Here is a 19,820-nt window from a genome sequence, read left to right on the forward strand (position 1 = left end):
GCGTGAACGTTGGAAACCTGCCGTGAGCAGAGCAAGGAAAAGCCGCGCCTGTTTCCGGGCGCGGCTTGGTAATGCTCACCAACTCCGTCACCCCGGCCTTGAGCCGGGGTGACGGAGGTAAAACCAAGTTACTGCGGCAGCTTGTCGTCTACACCCGCGACGTAGAAGTTCAGGCCGAGAAGAACCTTGTCTTCAGCCTTTTCGCCAGCCTTCAGCCACTCGGAACCGTCCTGCTTCTTGATCGGGCCGGTGAAGGGGTGCAGTTCGCCGGACTTGATCTTGGCTTCGGTTTCTTCAGCCATTTTCTTCACGTCATCTGGCATGTTTGTGTAGGGAGCCATGGTCAGAATGCCGTCTTTCAGGCCGTCCCAGATGGATTCGGACTTCCAAGTGCCATCCAGAAGCGCCTGTGTGCGCTTGATGTAATACGCACCCCAGGTATCGACAATCGCCGTCATCTGCGTGGTTGGGCCAGCCTTGATCATGTCGGAAGCCTGACCGAAGGCCTTGATGCCACGCTCGGCAGCAACCTGCATAGGGGCTGTGGTGTCGGTGTGCTGGGTCAGAATATCGACGCCCTGGTCGATCAGCGCCTTGGCGGCGTCGGCTTCCTTGCCGGGGTCGAACCATGTGTTGGCCCAGACGACCTTGACCTTGAATTCAGGGTTCACGGACTGTGCACCCAGAACGAAGGCGTCGATACCCATCACGACTTCAGGGATCGGGAAGGATGCGATGTAACCGGCAACGCCCTTCTTCGACATCTTGGCTGCGATCTGGCCCTGAATGTAACGGCCTTCATAGAAGCGCGAATTGTAGGTTGCGAGGTTTTCTGCGTTCTTGAAGCCGGTCGCGTGTTCGAACTTCACCTTCGGGAACTTCTGGGCAACCTTGACGGTCGCGTCCATGAAGCCGAACGACGTCGTGTAGATCAGCTCGCAGCCGGAGCGGGCCATACGCTCGATGGCGCGCTCGGCATCCGGGCCCTCGGGAACGCTTTCAAGGAACGGCGTTTCGATCTTGTCGCCGAAATGCTTCTGCAATTCCTGACGGCCGATATCGTGCGCCTGCGTCCAGCCGCCATCCGTCTTGGTGCCGACATAGACGAAGCAGACCTTCTTGGCGTCTGCGGCCTGCGCGGCGGGAACGACGCCTACGATTGCGGCGGCCGAGGCGGCCAGTGCGATGATGAGTTTCTTCATTTTTACCCCTGCTTGGTTAGGCGTGAACCTGGTTTTTTTAACGGTCCGGCACGAACGGTTTGCCGAGCGATGCCGGTGTATTGATCAGCGTTGTGCGACGATTATGGGAGATGATGATGAGGACCACAATAGTCGCTATGTACGGCATTGCTGAAAGAAGTTGGGACGGCACACCGATGCCGAGAGCCTGCGCGTGCAACTGGCCGATGGTGACGGCCCCGAAGAGATATCCACCCGCCAGAACCCGCCATGGCCGCCAGGAGGCAAACACCACCAGCGCCAGCGCAATCCAGCCGCGCCCGGCAGACATGTTTTCCACCCATTGCGGCGTATAGACCAGCGAAAGCTGCGCGCCCGCCAGACCTGCACAGGCACCGCCGAACATGACGGCGAGATAGCGCGTGCGGATAACATTGATGCCGAGAGCGTGGGCAGAACCGTGATTATCGCCAATGGCGCGGATTTTCAGCCCGGTGCGGCTTTTGAACAGAAACCAGCCAATGCCGATGACGAGCGCGATGGACATGTAGAATATCAGATCCTGCCGGAACAGCGCTGGTCCGATCACGGGGATTTCGGAAAGGACCGGAAAGACGATGGGCGGCAGCTTGACGCCGGGCAGACCGACGAAGCTCTCGCCCAGCATGCCGGAGACGCCGAGGCCAAGAATGGTCAAGGCAAGCCCCGTCGCTACCTGGTTCGTTACCAGCGTCAGCGTCAAAAAACCGAAGAGCAGCGAGAAGACGGCACCCGACGCGATACCTGCGACAATACCGATATAGGGCGAACCGGTGATATGGGCGGCAGCAAAGGCGCAGACCGCCCCCATGATCATCATGCCCTCGACACCGAGGTTCAGCACGCCTGCCCGTTCCGTAACCAGCTCGCCCAGAGCGGCGATAACCAGCGGCGTCGCAGCGGTGATGACGGTTAGAAGGATCGCCTGAAACATATCCATCATGCGGCTCCTTCGGTGTTGCTGCCGCGACCGAAACGGATGCGGATTTTGTAGATGATCAGCGTATCGCAGGAGAGCACGAAGAATAGCATCAGCCCCTGGAACACGCGCGTAACCTTATCGGACACGCCAATGGAAAGCTGCGCTGCCTCGCCGCCCAAATAGGTCAGCGCAAGCACGAAGCCGGAGGCGATGATGCCGAGCGGGTTCAAGCGCCCCAGAAACGCAACGATGATGGCGGTGAAACCGTAGCCGGGCGAGATGGACGGCTGCAAATGGCCGATGGAGCCGGAAACTTCCGAAATGCCGGCAAGACCGGCCAGCGCGCCAGACAGAACCAGCGAAAACCACACCATGCCGCGTGAGGAGAAACCGGCAAACCGCCCTGCCCGTGGCGACTGTCCCAGCACGGTCACCTCAAACCCCTTGAGCATGAAGCGCATCATGAACCACAGCACAATGGCGGCGATGATGGCGAAGACGATGCCCCAATGGGCGCGACCGGATTCAAGAATTTCCGGCAGCACGGCGCTTTCATTGAAGGCTGTTGTCTGAGGGAAATTATAGCCCGCCGGATCACGCCAGATGCCCCGCGTCAGCCAATCGAGAAACAACTGCGCGACATAGACCAGCATCAGGCTGGTCAGAATTTCATTGGTGTTGAAACGCGTTTTCAGCAGTGCCGGAATGCCCGCATACAGCGCGCCACCCGCAGCACCCATGAGGAGCATCAGCGGCAGGATCATTGGAGATTGCCATTGCGGATAGAGAACCGGCAGGATGGAGCCGGTGATCGCGCCGATGGTGAACTGCCCTTCGGCACCGATATTCCAGTTGTTGGAGCGGTAGCAGACCGACAGGCCAACCGCGATGAGGATCAACGGTGCAGCCTTGATCGCCAGTTCATGCAGCGACCAGACTTCCAGCAGCGGATCGATGAAGAAGCTGTAGAGCGCGCTGAACGGGTTTTTGCCCAAAAGCGCAAACATGATGGCGCCGAAGACCAGCGTCAGGGCCAGCGCCAGCAAAGGTGAAAGAATGGCGAAGAGGTTGGAAACGCCGGTGCGTTTTTCGAGCTCAATGCGCATGTGCGGCAGCCTCCGCATGTCCCGCGTGAACACCGCCCATCAAAAGTCCGATCTTTTCTCGGTTCATCTCGCCCGCCGGGTAGGATTGCGACAGACGCCCATCGGAAATGACAGCAATGCTGGAGGCCACTTCAAAGATTTCATCCAGATCCTGGCTGATGACGATAACCGCAGAGCCGGCCTTGGCGAGATCGACAAGCGCCTGACGAATACGGCTCGCGGCACCGGCATCCACGCCCCATGTAGGCTGGTTGACGACGAGCACGGAGGGCTGGCGGTCCAGCTCGCGCCCGACGATGAATTTTTGCAGGTTTCCGCCGGAAAGCGATCCCGCCAGCGGATCATCCCCGCTCTTGCGCACGTCCATTGAGGTGGAGATGCGCTTGGCGGCATTTTTGATGGTGGAGCTGCGGATGACCTTCAGAAAACCGCCGATCAGAAAGGCTTTTCTGTCGGAGCGGCAGCGGGCGAGAAGCAGATTGTCGGATAGCGTCATGGTCGGCACCGCGGCGTGGCCGTGGCGTTCTTCCGGCACAAAACCGGCACCCAGCAGGCGGCGGCCATTGATGCCCATGCGCCCCACCGGCTTGCCACGCAGAAATATCGAGTCATCCTTCGCGACAGGATATTCACCGGAAAGCGCATCGAACAATTCCCCCTGCCCGTTTCCGGCAACACCGGCAATGGCCAGAACCTCACCGGAGCGGACGGTCATGGAGATATCTTTGAGCGAAACGGCGAACGGCGTGCGGGCCGCGACCGAAAGGCCGATCATCTCCACACTCACGTCACCAATGGTGCAAGTGTCATCGCGCTGAATGCCCGCGACATCCGAACCCACCATCATGCGTGCCAACGAGGACGGCGTTTCCTTGCGCGGATCGCAGGCGCCGGTCACCTGGCCATGACGCAGAACGGTCGCGCGGTCGCAGATGCGCTGCACCTCTTCCAGCCGGTGGCTAATATAGAGAACCGAACGCCCTTCGGCCTTGAGCTTCGCCAGTGTTTCGAACAGCCGATCCGCTTCCTGCGGCGTAAGCACGGAGGTCGGTTCGTCCAGAATGATGAGTTGGGGGTTTTGCAAAAGCGCACGCACGATTTCGATGCGCTGGCGTTCGCCCACCGAAAGGTCGGCCACATGGGCGTAAGGGTCGAGCGGCAGGCCATAAGCCTTCGACAGAGCTTCGGCCTCGCGGGCGATTTCTTTCAGCGAAATTTTCGGGTCCAGTGATAGCGCGATGTTTTCGGCAACCGTCAGCGCTTCGAACAGCGAGAAATGCTGGAAGACCATACCAATGCCGAGCTTTCGCGCCTCGCCCGGCGAACCGATGCGAACGGGCTCGCCCTTCCAGAGAATCTCTCCAGCCGATGGTGCCAGCACCCCGAACAGCATCTTGACCAGCGTGGATTTTCCCGCGCCGTTCTCACCCAGCAGCGCATGAATTTCACCGGGCGCAATATCGAGATCGATCGCATTGCACGCGCCGAATGCTCCAAACAGCTTGGTCAGCTGGCGAACGGACAATAGAGGCAAGGCCTCAGACGTCACCAATCCCGTCACCTGTTCCCCTTTTCCAACCCGGAGCCGCACTTTCTACGAAGTGTTGAGCCGACGGACCGATAACCATGCACTAAAATTGGGCAGTGCCCGTAATTGATACTAGATACCCGTTTTATTGCTGCGCACAACTGTAAAACAGACGCGGCATGCAAGTTTTGAACGACTGTTTTTGCTATTCCGTGCGCGTACCGAGTTTCGGCAGCAATTGCATCAGCCCGCCGACGCAATAGAGATAGAGACCGGTGATCGCGACACCCATTGCCACCCATGTCGGCGTGTCGAAATGCAGCAGCAGCGAATAGCCGCCCAGCACACACCATACGAGGAATATTGTCATGTTGAGCGGGCGCAGGCGTTTGACGCGCACCGGATGCAGAAAATTGATATTCAGGAAGGTGAGGATGACCGAAATCGTCACAACCGTCATGGCTGTCGTCGCGCTGGCATCAATGACGAAGAGCGTGAAGACCACCATGTTCCAGACCACGGGAAAGCCCGAGAAGAAGTATTCATCGGTCTTCATGCCCATATCGGCGTAATAAATGGCGCTGGACACGACGATCATGCCTGCGGCCACGAACGACCATGGCTCACCGATCATGCCGCTTTGATAGAGCGCGAAGGCGGGCAGCAGGACATAGGTCACGTAATCGATGATGTTATCGAGCGTATCGCCGGACCAGTTGGGCAAAACCTCTTTCACCCGCACCTTGCGGGCAATGGGTCCATCGATACCATCGACAGCGAGAGCCAGACCCAGCCACCAGAACATGTCGACAAAACGATGCTCCGCCGCGGCCACGACGCCTAGAAACGCGAGGAAGGAACCGGATGCGGTGAGAATGTGGACCGAAAAGGCCCGCATCTCTGCATAGGGCACGCGCTTGTATTTGAATATCTTCATAGTCAGCGCAGGCGCCTCGTTTTTTATCCGCTACGTCCAGTCCGGTATGCGGCCATTTATCGCTGTTTGCAACCATGCGCGAAAGCTTATCCTAATGCTAATATGGATTTTACTGCGTCCCCATGACGATTGCGACACAGATGGGTTCTGGATTCGGCGCGTCGGAACTTCTATGTTGGAACGCGTATAGGCGTTTAAGGTAAAAGCTGGATTGGACAGGACGATGAGAAACTTTGAGATTGCCATCGTGGGTGCAGGACTTGCCGGCCAGATTGCGGCCATCGCTCTTGCCCGCTCCGGCCGCAACGTTGCGCTGATTGCACCCAGATCCAACAGGCTGGATCACCGCACCACCGCCTTGATGGACCAGTCCATCCGTTTTCTGGATCGCCTCGGCCTCTGGTCGCAAATCGAACCATCTGCGGCCAAGCTGTCCACCATGCAGATCATCGATGGTACGGATCGGTTGCTGCGTGCGCCAACTGTCGCCTTCCGGTCATCGGAAATCGGCCTCCCTGCCTTTGGGTGGAACATGGCCAATGACACGCTGCTGACCGTATTGGGCGAGGCCGTCGCACAGGAAAACAACATCACTCTTATCGACGGCGTCGCTGGCGCAATCGACATCACAGAGCGCGAGGCGACCGTCACCCTTGAAGATGGCGAGCAGATTTCCGCAAGTTTCCTGGTCGGTGCAGATGGCAAAAAGTCCAAGGTGCGCGAAGCTGCGAACATCGGCGTGCGCTCGTGGTCCTATCCGCAGACCGCCGTGGTGCTGAACTTCGAGCACAGCCGCCCGCATGGCAATGTTTCCACGGAATTTCACACGTCGACCGGCCCGTTTACGCAAGTGCCTTTGCCCGGCAACCGTTCCAGTCTGGTCTGGGTGGTAACACCGCAGCAGGCGGCTGAACTCACCACCCTCCCGCTGGAAGACCTCAGCCGCCGCGTAGAAGACCGCATGCAATCCATGCTCGGCACCGTCACCGTATCCGACGACGTGCAGACATGGCCGCTTTCCAGCATGACCGCGCATCGTTACGGCAAGGGCCGCGTGGCGCTGGTGGGTGAATCCGGCCACGGCTTTCCGCCGATTGGCGCACAGGGCCTGAACCTCAGCCTACGGGATATCATCGTGCTGACCGAACTTCTCGGTACGCTGACGGGCAAGACCATTCCCGGTGATGCAGGCTCGACGTTCGACCACCGTCGTCGCGCCGATGTCGTCAGCCGGACGCTCAGCGTCGATCTTTTGAACCGCTCGCTGCTATCAAGCCTCCTGCCCGTGCAGATAGCGCGTGCGGCAGGCCTGCATGTTCTCTCCAGCGTCGGGCCTTTGCGGGGTCTGGTCATGCGGGAAGGCATCGAGCCCGGTCGTGGCATCAAAGCCCTGCCCTCGATGATTTTCGGCAGCCTCAGACGCTCATGGAACGGATGAGATAAAGCACTAGGGAAACGGTGAAAACAGAGAGGCCTGTGGTTACAAGGATGGTTGCCGACGCCCGTTCCTGCCAAACCCCATATTGTTGGCCGATGACGAAGACATTCGTGGCGGTCGGCAGCGCGGCCAGCAGAACTGCCGTCGAAACCCATATCGGATCGAAAGAGCCGAAGGACGACAGGATGAAATAGGCCAACATCGGGTGCAGGATCAGCTTGGCAGGAACGATATAGCTGATTTCGACCGGCACTCTTTTCAACGGCCGCAAAGCCAGCGTCACCCCCATGGCAAACAGCGCACAGGGTGCTGCCGATTGCGCCAGATAATCCACAAGTTGCTGCACCGGTTGCGGCGGTTGCCAGCCGATGATGGCGGCGAGAAAACCCGCAATGACAGATAAGATGAACGGATGGGTCAGGACCTTCCGCGCCACATCTTCGGCGAGCTTCAGAGGCGGACGCTTGTCTCCACCGGCAAGCGCCATCAACGCCGGGGCTGTGACGAAATGCATGGCGTTCTCAAGACAAACGATCAGCGCCACCGGCACCGCGGCGCGCTCTCCGAAAGCCAGCAGCGCAAGGCCCGGCCCCATATAGCCGATATTGCCATAACTCCCGGCAAAGCTCTGGATCGTGGTGTCTGCCAGACTGTTGCGGCGAACGACATAACCGATCACGAAGAGCAGCGCGAAAATGGAGTATGTCGCAAGAAGACTGAGGCCAACGAAATCCATGCGCGCCAGTTGATCGACAGGCGTCTTGGCCACCAGCTTGAAAAACAGCGCAGGCAGGGCTGCATAAATGATGAAGGTGTTCAGCCAGCCAAGCGCTTCGGCGGGCTGCTTGGTAACGCGCCCGGCGAGATAGCCGATCAAGATCAATCCGAAAAACGGAAACAGCAATCCGGCGATCTCAGCCATGGCTCCCCCTCGCCCAATATGATGCCGTCAGTACTTTAACCGATCTGCATAAGTATTGGAAAGCTTTCCTGAAACCAGATTGCGACATTGGTGATGAAGCCGGACATGAAAGCAACACCCGTCAGAATGAGAAGCACACCCATCGCCTTTTCCACCATGCCGAGATGGCGGCGAAAACGGACGAGAAACCGCATGAAACTTCCCGAAAAAGCCGCCGCAATCCAGAATGGAATGGCAAGCCCGGCAGAATAAACGGCAAGCAACATCGCCCCGTCCCCCACCGTATCTCTCGACGCCGCCACCCCCAGAATGGCACCTAGGACAGGCCCGATGCACGGCGTCCATCCGAAGGCGAAGGCAAGCCCCATGATGTAGGCCCCTGACAGCGTGGCCGGTTTGCCGCCACTCTGAAACCGCGCCTCGCGTGAAAATATTCCGATGCGGAAGACACCGAGGAAATTAAGGCCCATCAGAATAATGATGAAGCCGCCGATCTTGGCGAGAATATCGAGATTTTGGCGCAGCACCATGCCGATGCTGGACGCGCCTGCCCCCAGCGCCACGAAAACGGTTGCGAATCCCAGCGTGAAAAACAGCGCCGCAAACATAACCGCCCGCCGAACCTGGGGCTTCGCCTCATAGCGCTCGTCCCGGAACTGCTCCACGGAAATACCTGCCATATAGCAGAGATAAGGCGGCACCAATGGCAGCACGCAGGGCGACAGAAACGAGAGCGCACCAGCCAGAAGCGCTGTAAAAAGGGATATATCTGCGATGGACAAGGGCGGACTCCGCTACATTTCAAAACGCATTTAACGCGGCCAACCCCTTACGACCAATCACCTTTTTGCGCTCACGATAAAAAAACGCGGGAACGGGAAATATTCGCGTTTTTATGGGTTGACCGCAGACGTGCCTCTACCTATGTTCCGCGCACTTCCGAAGGGCGCTTCGCCGCCAACGAGGAACACGCAGCCCGGCTTTTAAAGCAACTGAACTTTAACGCAGCTTTTGTGTTTATGTGTCAGAGGGATACGCGGAACGATATGGTGAGAGAGGCTAGCTCAGCTGGTAGAGCAGCGCACTTTTAATGCGCGGGTCGTGGGTTCGAGTCCCACGCCTCTCACCACTTCCACCTTCCTGCATTTCCAAACAAAACTGATGATGAAGACAGAGATGCCACCTCTCTATTGCGGCGATTCGCCTGCCTTAAGTTGAGTGTACGGCCTATTCTCCCAGCAAATAACGCCTCCAGTTGAAACCAAACATGCTGATACCACATTGTTATGTGGTGATGAGCTCAGCCGATTAACGGCATTGGGCAATTTGGAGGAGGCACTTATGAACAACCGTACGATTACTATCGTGATTGCGGCCATCGTCGTGGTTATGGCGATTGCCTACTTTATGACGGGCACCCGCACCACGAGCACGCCCGCGAGCCCGCCGCCAGCAACGACGACGCAGCCTGCTGCGCCAGCACCAGCCACACCGGCTCCGTCCACCCCCGCACCGGCCACGCCTGCGCCAGCTACCCCGGCACCAGCTACTCCGGCTCCGGCAACGCCATAAGCGAAAGCCGCTGTCCAAAGTCGACTATGGCTTAGGTACAAAACATCAACGCCCCACCATACCGATGGCGGGGCGTTGAGCGTTTCAAGACATAAATTTCAGAGGCTTTTAGACGTTCTGCGGCAGCGCCAGTTCCAGTCGCGCGGCTCGCCCAGATCCATATGAACCGATTCGGTATGGCAGTAGGTCCCAACGCCACCACGATCTGGAATGGAGCGCAGGTAATTGGCGAGCTCCCACTTGGAAACGCCGGTCACCTGAATGTCGGCCGCATCGCAGGTATAATGCTTGGAGCCTTGCGTCGTCGCCTTGGGCGGGCGGTATCCGGATGTCACGGTTGCGGGCCGCCCATAATGCGTTTCCACTTCCTTGATCCGCTTGATCAGTTCCGGCTTGAAGCAGCCGACATTGACCTGTTCCGTCTGCAGCAGCAACCCGTTGGGAGCAATGCGGCTCAGGCCGGAAAGCGAAGCGAGTTTCATCAGCCCCGCCGGTTTGTCGTCCTCATCGACATGGGTGTCATCGAATTCATCCGTCATCGATTGTCGACCGTTAAGGGCGATCCCCGCCGCCTGTTGTGCGGAGGCCGAAACGGGCAAGGCTACCATCTGGGTTAACCCCGACGCACTGCCAGAGCTCCGCTTCTTCGCGGCACTGGCAAAAAATGCGGCGATTGGAACGCCAGTCGGGTCAGCCGGGATGGTACTCTTCGTGGGGAGAGCCTGCGTCGCCATCGCCTGCCTCGGCTCCGCTACCGCCGGAGAAACGCCTTTTGCGGAGTGCTGCTCATTGGCCTGAGCGGAAACGGGATTGGCCGCTGGTTGTGGCGCGGTGGCGGGTGCCGAATAAACGCTGTTCAGCGCCGGAACGATTTTCTGCGTTGGTGCGTAGGCGGGTATGCTACCTGTCGAAGCACTGTCCGCAGGTGCCACGCCAACCGGTGCAGCAACAGAGGCGGAATTTGCATATATGCTCAAGGAGCTGGCGGAAATACCGGTCGGCTGGGTGGACAGACCGGAAATCTGTGGAGCCTGACCGTAAACCTGCTGCGTTCCCTGCGCTTGCGCTGCCGTGGCCGTGTGTTGAGATGCGGCATTGGGCGTTCCGGAGACCATTGCGGGGTCAACGTAACCGCCGCGTGGCGTCTGGGCAAGGCCAGCTTGTGCCGTCGCAACAGCAGCTGTGGCCGGCGTGGCAGTTGCCCCCGGCGCAAGCGTCGCTTTAGCATTCTTGTCTTCCGAAACCGCAGAAACGCAGCCGGAGAGAGTCAGAAGAAAGACGGCAACCAGACAGCCTTTGGTCGGATATGCCGAATTGCCGTTGACGATTTTCAAGGCAAAGCCTCCGCAAATACGTTGCAACTTCACCAACCCTCTAGCACAGCACTGCCGAAACTGAACAGGCATTTTGTCCACCGACGAAACATGCCCGACCAGAAACGCCAGCGCTGCGACGTCTGATGAGCCCTAAAATAAGGGAATCAACTTACCAGGAGCCGGTATTCTCCATGGATATCCACGGCTCGGCTGGTGCAAGGCTTGCGCCTTTCTGCAATATCTCGATGGAGATACCGTCCGGCGAACGCACGAATGCCATATGACCATCGCGCGGCGGGCGATTGATGGTCACACCGCTCGCCTGAAGTTTGGTGCAGGTCTCGTAGATATCGTCCACCTCATAGGCCAGATGTCCGAAGTTGCGACCACCTGCGTAATCTTCAGAATCCCAATTATAGGTAAGCTCGAGGCATGGAGCCTTGTTTTCACGCGCTGCAGTCACATCGTCAGGCGCGGCCAGAAAAACGAGCGTAAAACGCCCCTTGTCGTTCTCAATACGACGGACTTCCTCCAGACCAAATACTGTCCCATAAAAATTCAGGGATTTTTCGAGGTCTTTTACTCGAACCATCGTGTGAAGATATCGCATCTACTTCTCCTTAACGTTTTAAACTTGCCGTTACGGCAGGTAAGTCAGCCTTGAGCAAGCCCAGAGACATAAAAGCAGGTGGATAAATCGAAAACTAGGGCTTGCGCGAAACGGTTACCAAGATGTTAATCTATCTCTAGGGAATCAGTTGACCGTAGTGGTGCGTGCGTAGAGGGGCTGGGCGGAAATGACGGACAGAATGTCGTCGAAAAATGTGGCCGATTTCGAAGACCTTTCGGGCGATGCGGTCGACCTGATCGAGATCACCGGGGTTGTGAAGTGGTTCGACGTTGCCAAGGGCTTCGGCTTCATCGTGCCTGACAACGGCATGCAGGATGTCCTTCTACATGTTTCCTGCCTGCGACGCGACGGATATCAGACAATTCTCGAAGGCACGCGCATCGTTGCGCTGATCCAGCGTAGAGATCGCGGCTACCAGACGTTCCGCGTGCTCTCCATGGACCAATCGACGGCAATCCACCCATCGCAGCTGCCGCCCATACGAACCCATGTTCAGGTCACGCCGTCCAGCGGACTGGAACGTGCCATCGTGAAGTGGTTCAACCGTACCAAAGGCTTCGGCTTTTTGACACGCGGGGAAGGCACGGAGGACATTTTCGTTCACATGGAGACGTTGCGCCGCTTCGGTCTTGCCGAGTTGCGTCCAGGCCAAGTCGTACTCGTGCGCTTTGGTGATGGTGACAAGGGTCTGATGGCCGCGGAAATCCACCCCGACAACCCCGCCCCGATCGGAATGGCCCACTGATGTTCGAAAATCTCCTATCGACCTGCAAAGTGAGCGCAATAGCTGCGCTCGCTTTTTTCGTTGCGTCCGTTGCGCCGCTGTCTGCCGAGGAAACATTTTCGTCAGAGCCGCTGACGATCCACACCTCGGACGGCAGAACACATGAATTCTCCGTCGAGTTGGCAACAACGGACGCGCAACGTCAACAGGGTTTGATGTATCGCAAGTCGATGGGTGCGAACAACGGCATGCTGTTCGATTTCAAGACAGACCGCGAAGTGACGATGTGGATGAGAAATACGCTCATTCCGCTCGACATGCTGTTCATTTCCAAGGCTGGAAAGATCGAACATATCCACGCTGGTGCAGTTCCCCACTCCGAATCAATCATCAGTTCGCGTGGAGCGGTGCGTTACGTTCTTGAGCTGAACGGCGGAGCAGTGAAAAATTTTGGAATAAAAACCGGTGATACGGTAAAAAGCGCTCAGCTTGAAAAAACCAGCCAGTAGCGCTGCTGAGCCGGGCGTTGACCGCCCGGCAATGAGGTCACGTCAGTAGCAAGGCTCAACGTGGCTCAGAATACGGCAATTTGAAATCGACGAAGCAAGATTGATAGCAATATCAATGGCTTCCACCGAGTCAGCCGTACCTTCCAGGTAGATAACGTCGTTTTCTACAGAGGCCGAGATGCTCGACTTTTCAAGGCCCGACTCGAATGCCAGAGCTGACGTGATCGCCTGGCATACACCGGCCATACGATCGCCAAAAAAGCTTTCTTGAATTCCAGACAGATTGAACATTTTCGCATCTCCTCGGTTGTTAGTGATACAACGCCTAAGTCGTATTTTCGTTCATCTCCGGTTCATTTATTTGTTCATCTTCCATTCATATTGAAAAAAGGGAACCCCTAAGCCGTTCACTTTTTTCGTGAACGGGAACTAATATGTGAATTTCGGGTTCGTGGAGTGGACTATGGGAAGGAGGAACCCCCATGCTAATTCACAGAACTGAACCTTGCCACCACGCTGAATGGATCAAGCCAGTCGCTATCCATCTGCCACTTTGTGCGGCACTGGAAATCTATAGCCCGCTGATAGCTCTCGACCTGCTGATGTACCGCTGGCCGAACGATCACGGTCAGGAATACGAAGAAGCGCGGCGAAACTGCCTGAATGCACTCTTGGGCAAATGTGACCTGGAAACCGCTCGCGAATCATTCATGACAGCCAGCAATCACGCCCATGTGCTGAACGTGCACTAAGGCTCAAAATATAACCCGGCCGTATCAAAAATAAAAAACGCCCCCGAAACATCTTTCGAGGGCGTTTTCGTATGGGTGGCGACCCCTGTTGGACTCGAACCAACGACAACCTGCTTAGAAGGCAGGTGCTCTATCCAGCTGAGCTAAGGGGCCATTGTCTGGATAAATCAGTGTGTCCAGGGCTGGGTGCGGCTGAACTTGAAATTGTCGGTGTAGGAAACGACCTTGCGCGTGGCCTCCTGTGGCTGGATCACGCGGTAGTCGATGCCCTTGCGCGTCGCATAGGCCTCAGCCTGCTCCTGCGTTTCGAACAACAGCTTGACCTGCTGCTTCATATCGGACGACGACGTGTAGCCCATGATCGGGTCGATCTTGCGGGGGATTTCCGCGTCGAACTCCAGCACCCATTGGTTGGTCTTGGCCTTGCCGGACTGCATGGCCGTTTTTGCTGGGCGATAAATTTTTGCAGACATCTCAAACTGCTCCGGTCTTGCGATCAAGCGGCCTTCCGCTTTTTCTAGCCATCACACATCATAGATTTATAACAACGCGATAGCAAAACTCAATTGGACCGAACGCCTTGTGAAGTCAAGCCGGTCAGGCCTTGCATATTACGGAAACCATAAAAGCCTTAGGTACCAAAAAGCTTGAGCGCTGACTTGCGTGCAGCCCGCGAAGCATATTTTATCGTCTCGCAATTCAAAGGACGCCAGACATGAACGAAAACGTCATCAAATTTCGCAAGCCAGAGCCACCAAAGCAACCGCGCAAACCAAACCCGCAACTGCGCAAACTCGCAATCGTCGTCGGCATCATCGCGTTCTTCATCGCCGCTTGGGCCTATTTTCAATATCTGGCGTGACGCCAGACTGAAAAAGGCAAAAGCCGGTAAGACCGGTTCAGACGTATCAGATTTTACTTTAGGGAAATTGTGGAAATCACTGTAAACACAGGACTTCCGAAAGTGGTCGGAGTGGAGAGATTCGAACTCCCGACCCTCTGGTCCCAAACCAGATGCGCTACCAGACTGCGCTACACTCCGTCTTTCGATGGTGGGGAGATACACGGTTCACCCACGGCCTGCAACAGGTAAAATCATCTTTCTTTTGTTTTTTTTGCGATGCGCCCAGTTGGGGGCCAAACCGCTCAAAACATTGCCTCAAGACAAGATTACGAAGTTTTCACTTCACCCCGCGCCAAAGCTATGCGAAGCCGGACGGGACAGACGGACACAATGCCGAAAACCTTAATGGCTTGCAAAAATTATGTTTTTGCCAAACTCCGCCACGGCATTGTCTTGATAGGTAAAGAGAATGAACTCCGCCGACGACAGCAACACGACATCCAAACCAGCAGACAAGCCGGATCTGCGCGATATTCTGGTTTCCGCCAAAACCGGCAAAAAGAAATCGCGCCGTTTTCTTTATACGTCGGTGGTGGTGTTGGCGCTGGCTGGCGCGGGTGCCTATTATTATATCGCTGGCGGCTCGCATGTTGCCTATACCTATACGACGCAGGACGCCAAAAAGGGCGACCTCTCCGTCATCGTTACGTCGACGGGCTCCGTTCAACCGACGGATCAGGTGGATATATCGAGCGAGCTTTCCGGCACCGTCCGCAAGGTCAATGTGACCTATAACAGCCCGGTCAAGTCGGGGGATATTCTGGCGGAACTGGATACCAACAAGCTGGAAGCCGACGTGCAGAGCGCACGCGCCAAACTCGCCTCTGCCAAAGCCAGCGTCCTGAAGGCGCAAGCCGACCTAGGGTCTGCCAAGTCGTCGCTCGACCGGCTGAAATCCCTCGTTCAAAGCCGCGTCTCAAGCCAGCAGGACCTTGAAGTGGCGCAGTTCACCTATGATGCCTCAGCCGCTACGCTCGAGGTCAATGGCGCGTCGGTTCTGTCTGCCGAAGCCGATCTTCGATTGGCGGAACTGAACCTGGGTAAGGCCAGGATCATATCGCCCATCGACGGCGTGGTTCTGACCCGTGATGTGGACCCGGGTGCGACAGTCGCGTCTTCGCTGAATGCACCCGTCTTGTTCACCATTGCCGGTGACCTGCGCCACATGGAGCTACAGGTGGCCATTGATGAGGCCGATGTCGGTAAAGTCGAAACAGGGCAGACGGCAACCTTCAACGTGGATGCCTACCCCGAGCGCAGCTTTCCAGCCGCAATAGAAACGGTGCGCTTCGCCTCTGAAACCGTTTCCAACGTCGTCACCTATAAGGGCATATTAACGGTGGATAATGCCGAGCTGCTGCTGCGCCCCGGTATGACGGCGACGGCAAACATCGTCGTGCAGCAGGTGAAAGACGCAATCCTCGTTCCCAATGCCGCCCTTCGCTACACACCACCGCGCGAATCAGCGTCGCGTGGTGGCGGCTTGATGGGATTGTTCCGTCCTCCCCGCATGGGCCGCCAGCGTGGCGGCGGCGGTGCTGGCGAGGACAACACGAAGCGAAGCGTCTGGGTGTTGAGAAACAACCAGCCTGTTTCCGTGCAGGTCGAAACAGGTGCGACGGATGGTCAGTTCACGGCCATCAAATCGGGAGATATTTCGCCCAACGATCAAATCATCACCGACGCCACCCAACGCAGCAGTTGAGGCGGAAAAGCACATGACAGGTCAACCACTCATCGAATTTCGAAACGTCGTCAAACAATATGGCGTCGGCGAAGCGACGATCCGGGCGCTGGATGGCGTCAGCCTGTCGATTCAAGAACGCGAATTCGTTGCGATCATGGGGCCATCCGGCTCCGGCAAATCGACGTCGATGAACATCATCGGCTGCCTGGATACGCCGACATCAGGTGAGTATCTGTTTCAGGGCGTGCCGACGAGCGGCTTCGAGAGCGAGCAACTGACGCTTCTGCGTCGGCACATGTTGGGCTTCGTGTTTCAGGGCTTCAACCTTTTGCCGCGCACATCGGCCGTCGAAAATGTGGAATTGCCCTTGATCTATCGTGGCATGAAGGCAGCAGAGCGTCGTCCCCGCGCCATGGAGGCGCTGGCACAGGTCGGGCTGATGGGCCGCGAACATCACACCACACAGGAACTTTCCGGCGGCCAGCAGCAGCGTGTGGCCATTGCGCGGGCCATTGTAACGCGCCCTGCCCTGCTTCTGGCAGATGAGCCGACCGGCAATCTCGACACGAAGACCAGCACCGAAATCATGGACCTCATCACCTCACTCAATCGCGACAAGGGCATTACCGTCGTCATGGTCACCCATGAAGAAGATATCGCAGCCCATGCCAACCGGTTGCTGCGGTTCGTGGATGGCCATCTCGCATCCGATAGTGCTACGGAACGGCAGGAGGCGGTAGATGTTTCTTGAAACCGCGCGGCTGGCGCTACGCGCCATCAGCCGCAACCTGTTGCGTTCATTTCTCACCGTGCTCGGCGTCGTCATCGGTGTTGCGGCCGTCATCGCCATGGTCACGATCGGCAACGGTACGACGGCGCAGGTGAAATCGGAACTCTCACGCCTTGGCACCAACATGCTGTTCGTGCGCCCCGGCCAGTTCGGCCCAGGCCGCGCCAGCACCGAAGCCAAACGCTTCAACGACCATGATATACAGGCCATGCGCGACCAGCTTGGCGGCATCCGCGCCGTTGCCCCCGTCAACAGAAGCTCGGCAGCGACTGTCATCTATGGCGGCAAGAACCATTCTACCAGCGTCGTGGGCACGACCAACGACTACCTCGTCACGCAGGATTGGACGCTGTCACAGGGCCGCACATTTCTGCCAGCGGAAGATCGCGGCGGCCAGATCGGCTGCATCATCGGCGAAACCGTGCGTCAGGAGCTGTTCGGCGCGGCAAATCCCGTCGGCCAGACGATCCGCGTCAGCAATATCTCCTGCCCTGTCATCGCGGTTCTCGCCCGCAAGGGTCAGTCCGGTTTGGGCGACGATCAGGACGACACCATCATCATGCCGCTGAAAATCCACCAGCGGCGCATCGGCGGCACCACCACCATTTCCAGCATCATGGTGTCGGCACAAGACGGTGTTTCGACGGCCAAGGTGCAGTCGGATATCGAAAACCTGCTGCGCGAACGTCGTCGCATAGCGCTCGGTCGCGATGATGATTTCACCGTCAACGATATGGCGCAGATCGCGTCTGCCATGACCGGCACGACAACCTTGCTGACCGGTCTGTTGGGTGCGGTGGCCGCCGTCAGCCTTCTCGTCGGCGGTATCGGCATCATGAACATCATGCTAGTCTCGGTCACGGAGCGCACGCGCGAAATCGGCATCCGCCTTGCCATCGGCGCGCTGGAAAAGCAGGTGCTCACGCAGTTTCTGGTAGAGGCCGTGATGCTGTCGGCCTTTGGCGGCGTAGCCGGTATTCTGACCGGGCTTGGTCTCGCCTACAGCGTCGTCACGTTCCTCGGCGTTCCCTTCGTCACCAGCCCTGCGATTATCGCGCTCGCCTTCGCGTTTTCAGCGGCCATCGGCGTCATCTTCGGATACTTCCCGGCACGAAGAGCTGCGAGCCTCAGCCCTATCGAGGCGTTGAGGCACGAATGATGCTGCCCGTTGTCATTGCTCCATCCCCTCTCCATATAAGAAAGGTATGAAAGAGGAGTTTTGAAGTGAGCGTCGCGTTTGTCAAAGAAGAGAGTGCCGAAACCGCAGCCGAAACACAGCTGCCGGATCGCCCCGTCTCGCAACATCCCAACCTCGTCACCGAAACCGGGCTGAAGGCGCTGGCGGCGCAGGTGGACGGGGCCCGCAAGGCCTTCGATGAGGCAAATGCCATCGAAGACATCAACGAGCGCAGACGACTTGCTGCACCGCACATGCGCGACCTCCGCTATTTCTCCGAACGCCTGCATACGGCCCAGCCAATGCCCGCACCTGAAAGCAATGATGTCGTCGCCTTTGGCAGCACAGTTACGTTCGACAGGGATGACGGGCGCGTGCAAACATTTCGCATCGTCGGAGAAGACGAGGCGGACCCGAAGGCTGGCTCGATGTCGCATGTATCCCCCGTCGCCCGCGCCCTTTTGGGCAAGGCCGTTGGAGACCTCGTGCAAGTTGGCGATCAGGAACTGGAAATCACCGCAATCGCCTGATTGCCGGGTTGCGGGGCTGGTCGACACGCTATATCTGATCGGTCATCACGCTCTGTCCGAACAATAAGGCCGGTCCTCCCATGTCAGTGGATTTTCTCGTCACCCATTCCGGTGGCTTCCATGCCGATGAACTGCTGTCCAGCGTCATCCTCACCCGGCTTTTCCCGCAGGCGAAGATCGTCCGCAGCCGCGCCCTGGACTGGATCACGCCTAGCACCGATCGCATCATTTACGATGTCGGCGGTGCCTACGACGCCGAGACGCACATTTTCGACCATCACCAGCGCGGCGCACCGCTTCGCGAAGACGGCCAGCCTTACAGCTCGTTCGGTTTGATCTGGAAACATTACGGCCATCAGTACCTCGCGGCCTCCGGTGTGCCGGAAGCGCATATCGAAGCCATCCATACCTCGTTCGACACCGGCTTCGTGCTGCCCATCGACCTCATGGACAATGGCGCACTCAGCCCGGCGACGGCAGGTTTGCTTGCAGGGCTGACATTGCCCGCGCTTCTCGAAACATTGAAGCCCGTCTTCGACAATAACGATCCAGAGGCGGATGATCTGGCGTTTCATGCTGCTCTTGCCATCGCTCGCAGCTTCGTGGAAGCCAGCATCGGTAAGAAGGCCGCAAAATTGCGAGCCGAATCACTGGTACTGGACGCCATCGAAAAAACCGGCGAAGGCCGCGTTCTGGAATTGCCGCTCGGCATGCCCTTCCGCCCGGCGGTGGTCAAAGCAGGAGCGGACCACCTGCTCTTCGTCGTCCATCCGCGTGACAAGGACTGGTGCCTAACCGGCATCCGCCGCGCCGATGATGGCTTCGAACTGCGCGCAGACCTGCCTGCCGCGTGGGCGGGATTGACCAATGGTGATTTGGAGACGGCATCAGGTGTAGAAGGCGCAACCTTCTGTCATAACGGGCGATTTATTGCTGCGGCAAAGACGCGGGAAGCGGCGTTGGCCATGGCGGAGATTGCTGTGCGGGAAGCGGTTTGATCCGTAGGACTACTACCTCAGACGTCATCCTCGGGCTTGTCCCGAGGATCTAACCACGCTTCTGCGCACTCTCCCCGTCGAGTGCGCAGGAACGGTAGCGGATACTCGGGACAAGCCCGAGCATGACGAAGGGAAAGGTGGGGGCCTACTCAACGCT

Annotated in this window: 22 protein-coding genes and 3 tRNA genes; 12 read left to right on the top strand and 13 right to left on the bottom strand. The window is 57.7% G+C overall.

Annotated elements, in window-relative coordinates; translation table 11 throughout:
- Positions 1-128: 128 nt before the first annotated feature.
- The 5 genes from DSM25558_RS02335 to pcsA all read right to left on the bottom strand — a co-directional run bounded on the left by DSM25558_RS02335 (position 129) and on the right by pcsA (position 5,713).
- A complete protein-coding gene (locus DSM25558_RS02335; protein ID WP_077101335.1) occupies positions 129-1,202 on the bottom strand; it encodes a BMP family ABC transporter substrate-binding protein in 1,074 nt (357 codons plus the stop codon).
- Positions 1,203-1,239: 37 nt separating this feature from the next.
- Complete coding sequence (locus DSM25558_RS02340; protein ID WP_077101336.1) at positions 1,240-2,160, bottom strand: ABC transporter permease; 921 nt, start codon at positions 2,158-2,160, stop codon at positions 1,240-1,242.
- Positions 2,160-3,248: an ABC transporter permease gene (locus DSM25558_RS02345; RefSeq protein ID WP_077101338.1), complete on the bottom strand. Its 1,089-nt coding sequence runs from the start codon at positions 3,246-3,248 to the stop codon at positions 2,160-2,162. Before DSM25558_RS02345 ends, DSM25558_RS02340 begins: the two co-directional genes overlap by 1 nt.
- On the bottom strand, positions 3,238-4,797 hold the full coding sequence (locus DSM25558_RS02350) for an ABC transporter ATP-binding protein (RefSeq protein WP_077101506.1): 1,560 nt from the start codon (positions 4,795-4,797) through the stop codon (positions 3,238-3,240). Before DSM25558_RS02350 ends, DSM25558_RS02345 begins: the two co-directional genes overlap by 11 nt.
- 184 nt (positions 4,798-4,981) lie before the next feature.
- Positions 4,982-5,713, bottom strand: a complete 732-nt coding sequence (gene pcsA, locus DSM25558_RS02355) for a phosphatidylcholine synthase (protein WP_077101340.1) — start codon at positions 5,711-5,713, stop codon at positions 4,982-4,984.
- Between the two features lie 223 nt (positions 5,714-5,936).
- On the opposite strand from pcsA, the gene DSM25558_RS02360 reads away from it, so the two are divergent.
- Positions 5,937-7,151 (top strand): UbiH/UbiF family hydroxylase, encoded by a 1,215-nt coding sequence (locus DSM25558_RS02360; protein WP_077101342.1) that lies wholly within the window; start codon positions 5,937-5,939, stop codon positions 7,149-7,151.
- Here DSM25558_RS02360 and DSM25558_RS02365 read toward each other — a convergent pair.
- Positions 7,129-8,073: an AEC family transporter gene (locus tag DSM25558_RS02365; RefSeq protein WP_077101344.1), complete on the bottom strand. Its 945-nt coding sequence runs from the start codon at positions 8,071-8,073 to the stop codon at positions 7,129-7,131. The genes DSM25558_RS02360 and DSM25558_RS02365 overlap by 23 nt on opposite strands.
- Before the next feature lie 35 nt (positions 8,074-8,108).
- Positions 8,109-8,855, bottom strand: coding sequence for a cytochrome c biogenesis CcdA family protein (locus tag DSM25558_RS02370; RefSeq protein WP_077101346.1), 747 nt, complete (start codon positions 8,853-8,855; stop codon positions 8,109-8,111).
- A 271-nt stretch (positions 8,856-9,126) separates the two neighbouring features.
- Between DSM25558_RS02370 and DSM25558_RS02375 the strand changes: the two genes are divergently transcribed.
- Together DSM25558_RS02375 and DSM25558_RS02380 are read left to right on the top strand one after the other, a co-directional pair.
- Positions 9,127-9,202, top strand: a tRNA-Lys gene (locus DSM25558_RS02375).
- 212 nt (positions 9,203-9,414) lie between these two features.
- Entirely contained in the window at positions 9,415-9,645 is a 231-nt protein-coding gene (locus DSM25558_RS02380; protein WP_083716270.1) for a hypothetical protein, read from the top strand.
- 98 nt (positions 9,646-9,743) lie between these two features.
- Here DSM25558_RS02380 and DSM25558_RS02385 read toward each other — a convergent pair whose 3' ends face one another.
- On the bottom strand, positions 9,744-10,979 hold the full coding sequence (locus DSM25558_RS02385; RefSeq protein ID WP_077101349.1) for a YcbK family protein: 1,236 nt from the start codon (positions 10,977-10,979) through the stop codon (positions 9,744-9,746).
- A gap of 151 nt (positions 10,980-11,130) precedes the next feature.
- Positions 11,131-11,571: a lactoylglutathione lyase gene (gloA, locus tag DSM25558_RS02390; protein WP_077101351.1), complete on the bottom strand. Its 441-nt coding sequence runs from the start codon at positions 11,569-11,571 to the stop codon at positions 11,131-11,133.
- Between the two features lie 187 nt (positions 11,572-11,758).
- Between gloA and DSM25558_RS02395 the strand changes: the two genes are divergently transcribed.
- Together DSM25558_RS02395 and DSM25558_RS02400 are read left to right on the top strand one after the other, a co-directional pair.
- On the top strand, positions 11,759-12,337 hold the full coding sequence (locus tag DSM25558_RS02395; RefSeq protein ID WP_077101353.1) for a cold-shock protein: 579 nt from the start codon (positions 11,759-11,761) through the stop codon (positions 12,335-12,337).
- Entirely contained in the window at positions 12,337-12,825 is a 489-nt protein-coding gene (locus tag DSM25558_RS02400) for a DUF192 domain-containing protein (RefSeq protein ID WP_077101355.1), read from the top strand. Before DSM25558_RS02395 ends, DSM25558_RS02400 begins: the two co-directional genes overlap by 1 nt.
- A 42-nt stretch (positions 12,826-12,867) precedes the next feature.
- Here DSM25558_RS02400 and DSM25558_RS02405 read toward each other — a convergent pair whose 3' ends face one another.
- On the bottom strand, positions 12,868-13,116 hold the full coding sequence (locus tag DSM25558_RS02405; RefSeq protein ID WP_077101357.1) for a BON domain-containing protein: 249 nt from the start codon (positions 13,114-13,116) through the stop codon (positions 12,868-12,870).
- Between the two features lie 191 nt (positions 13,117-13,307).
- Here DSM25558_RS02405 and DSM25558_RS02410 point away from each other — a divergent pair, with 191 nt between their 5' ends.
- Positions 13,308-13,577, top strand: a complete 270-nt coding sequence (locus DSM25558_RS02410) for a DUF982 domain-containing protein (RefSeq protein ID WP_077101359.1) — start codon at positions 13,308-13,310, stop codon at positions 13,575-13,577.
- A 76-nt stretch (positions 13,578-13,653) separates the two neighbouring features.
- On the opposite strand, the gene DSM25558_RS02415 is transcribed toward DSM25558_RS02410, so the two are convergent.
- A tRNA-Arg gene (locus DSM25558_RS02415) sits at positions 13,654-13,730 on the bottom strand.
- A 14-nt stretch (positions 13,731-13,744) separates the two neighbouring features.
- Entirely contained in the window at positions 13,745-14,050 is a 306-nt protein-coding gene (locus DSM25558_RS02420) for an ETC complex I subunit (protein ID WP_077101361.1), read from the bottom strand.
- 242 nt (positions 14,051-14,292) lie between these two features.
- Between DSM25558_RS02420 and DSM25558_RS28945 the strand changes: the two genes are divergently transcribed.
- On the top strand, positions 14,293-14,439 hold the full coding sequence (locus DSM25558_RS28945) for a hypothetical protein (RefSeq protein ID WP_200800710.1): 147 nt from the start codon (positions 14,293-14,295) through the stop codon (positions 14,437-14,439).
- A 103-nt stretch (positions 14,440-14,542) separates the two neighbouring features.
- Here the strand turns inward: DSM25558_RS28945 and DSM25558_RS02425 are convergent.
- Positions 14,543-14,619 (bottom strand) — tRNA-Pro (locus DSM25558_RS02425).
- A gap of 271 nt (positions 14,620-14,890) precedes the next feature.
- Here DSM25558_RS02425 and DSM25558_RS02430 point away from each other — a divergent pair.
- The 5 genes from DSM25558_RS02430 to DSM25558_RS02450 all read left to right on the top strand — a co-directional run bounded on the left by DSM25558_RS02430 (position 14,891) and on the right by DSM25558_RS02450 (position 19,663).
- Positions 14,891-16,186, top strand: a complete 1,296-nt coding sequence (locus DSM25558_RS02430; RefSeq protein ID WP_077101364.1) for an efflux RND transporter periplasmic adaptor subunit — start codon at positions 14,891-14,893, stop codon at positions 16,184-16,186.
- A gap of 13 nt (positions 16,187-16,199) precedes the next feature.
- Positions 16,200-16,919, top strand: a complete 720-nt coding sequence (locus DSM25558_RS02435; protein ID WP_077101366.1) for an ABC transporter ATP-binding protein — start codon at positions 16,200-16,202, stop codon at positions 16,917-16,919.
- Positions 16,909-18,117 carry an ABC transporter permease gene (locus tag DSM25558_RS02440; protein WP_077101368.1) on the top strand — a complete coding sequence of 403 codons (1,209 nt, stop codon included), beginning with the start codon at positions 16,909-16,911 and terminating at the stop codon, positions 18,115-18,117. Before DSM25558_RS02435 ends, DSM25558_RS02440 begins: the two co-directional genes overlap by 11 nt.
- Positions 18,118-18,182: 65 nt before the next feature.
- Positions 18,183-18,665 (top strand): transcription elongation factor GreA, encoded by a 483-nt coding sequence (gene greA, locus DSM25558_RS02445; RefSeq protein WP_077101370.1) that lies wholly within the window; start codon positions 18,183-18,185, stop codon positions 18,663-18,665.
- Between the two features lie 80 nt (positions 18,666-18,745).
- Positions 18,746-19,663: an MYG1 family protein gene (locus DSM25558_RS02450; protein WP_077101372.1), complete on the top strand. Its 918-nt coding sequence runs from the start codon at positions 18,746-18,748 to the stop codon at positions 19,661-19,663.
- Positions 19,664-19,820: the final 157 nt, after the last annotated feature.

It is taken from the genome of Agrobacterium sp. DSM 25558 (assembly GCF_900100825.1).
Classification (GTDB): Bacteria; Pseudomonadota; Alphaproteobacteria; order Rhizobiales; family Rhizobiaceae; genus Agrobacterium.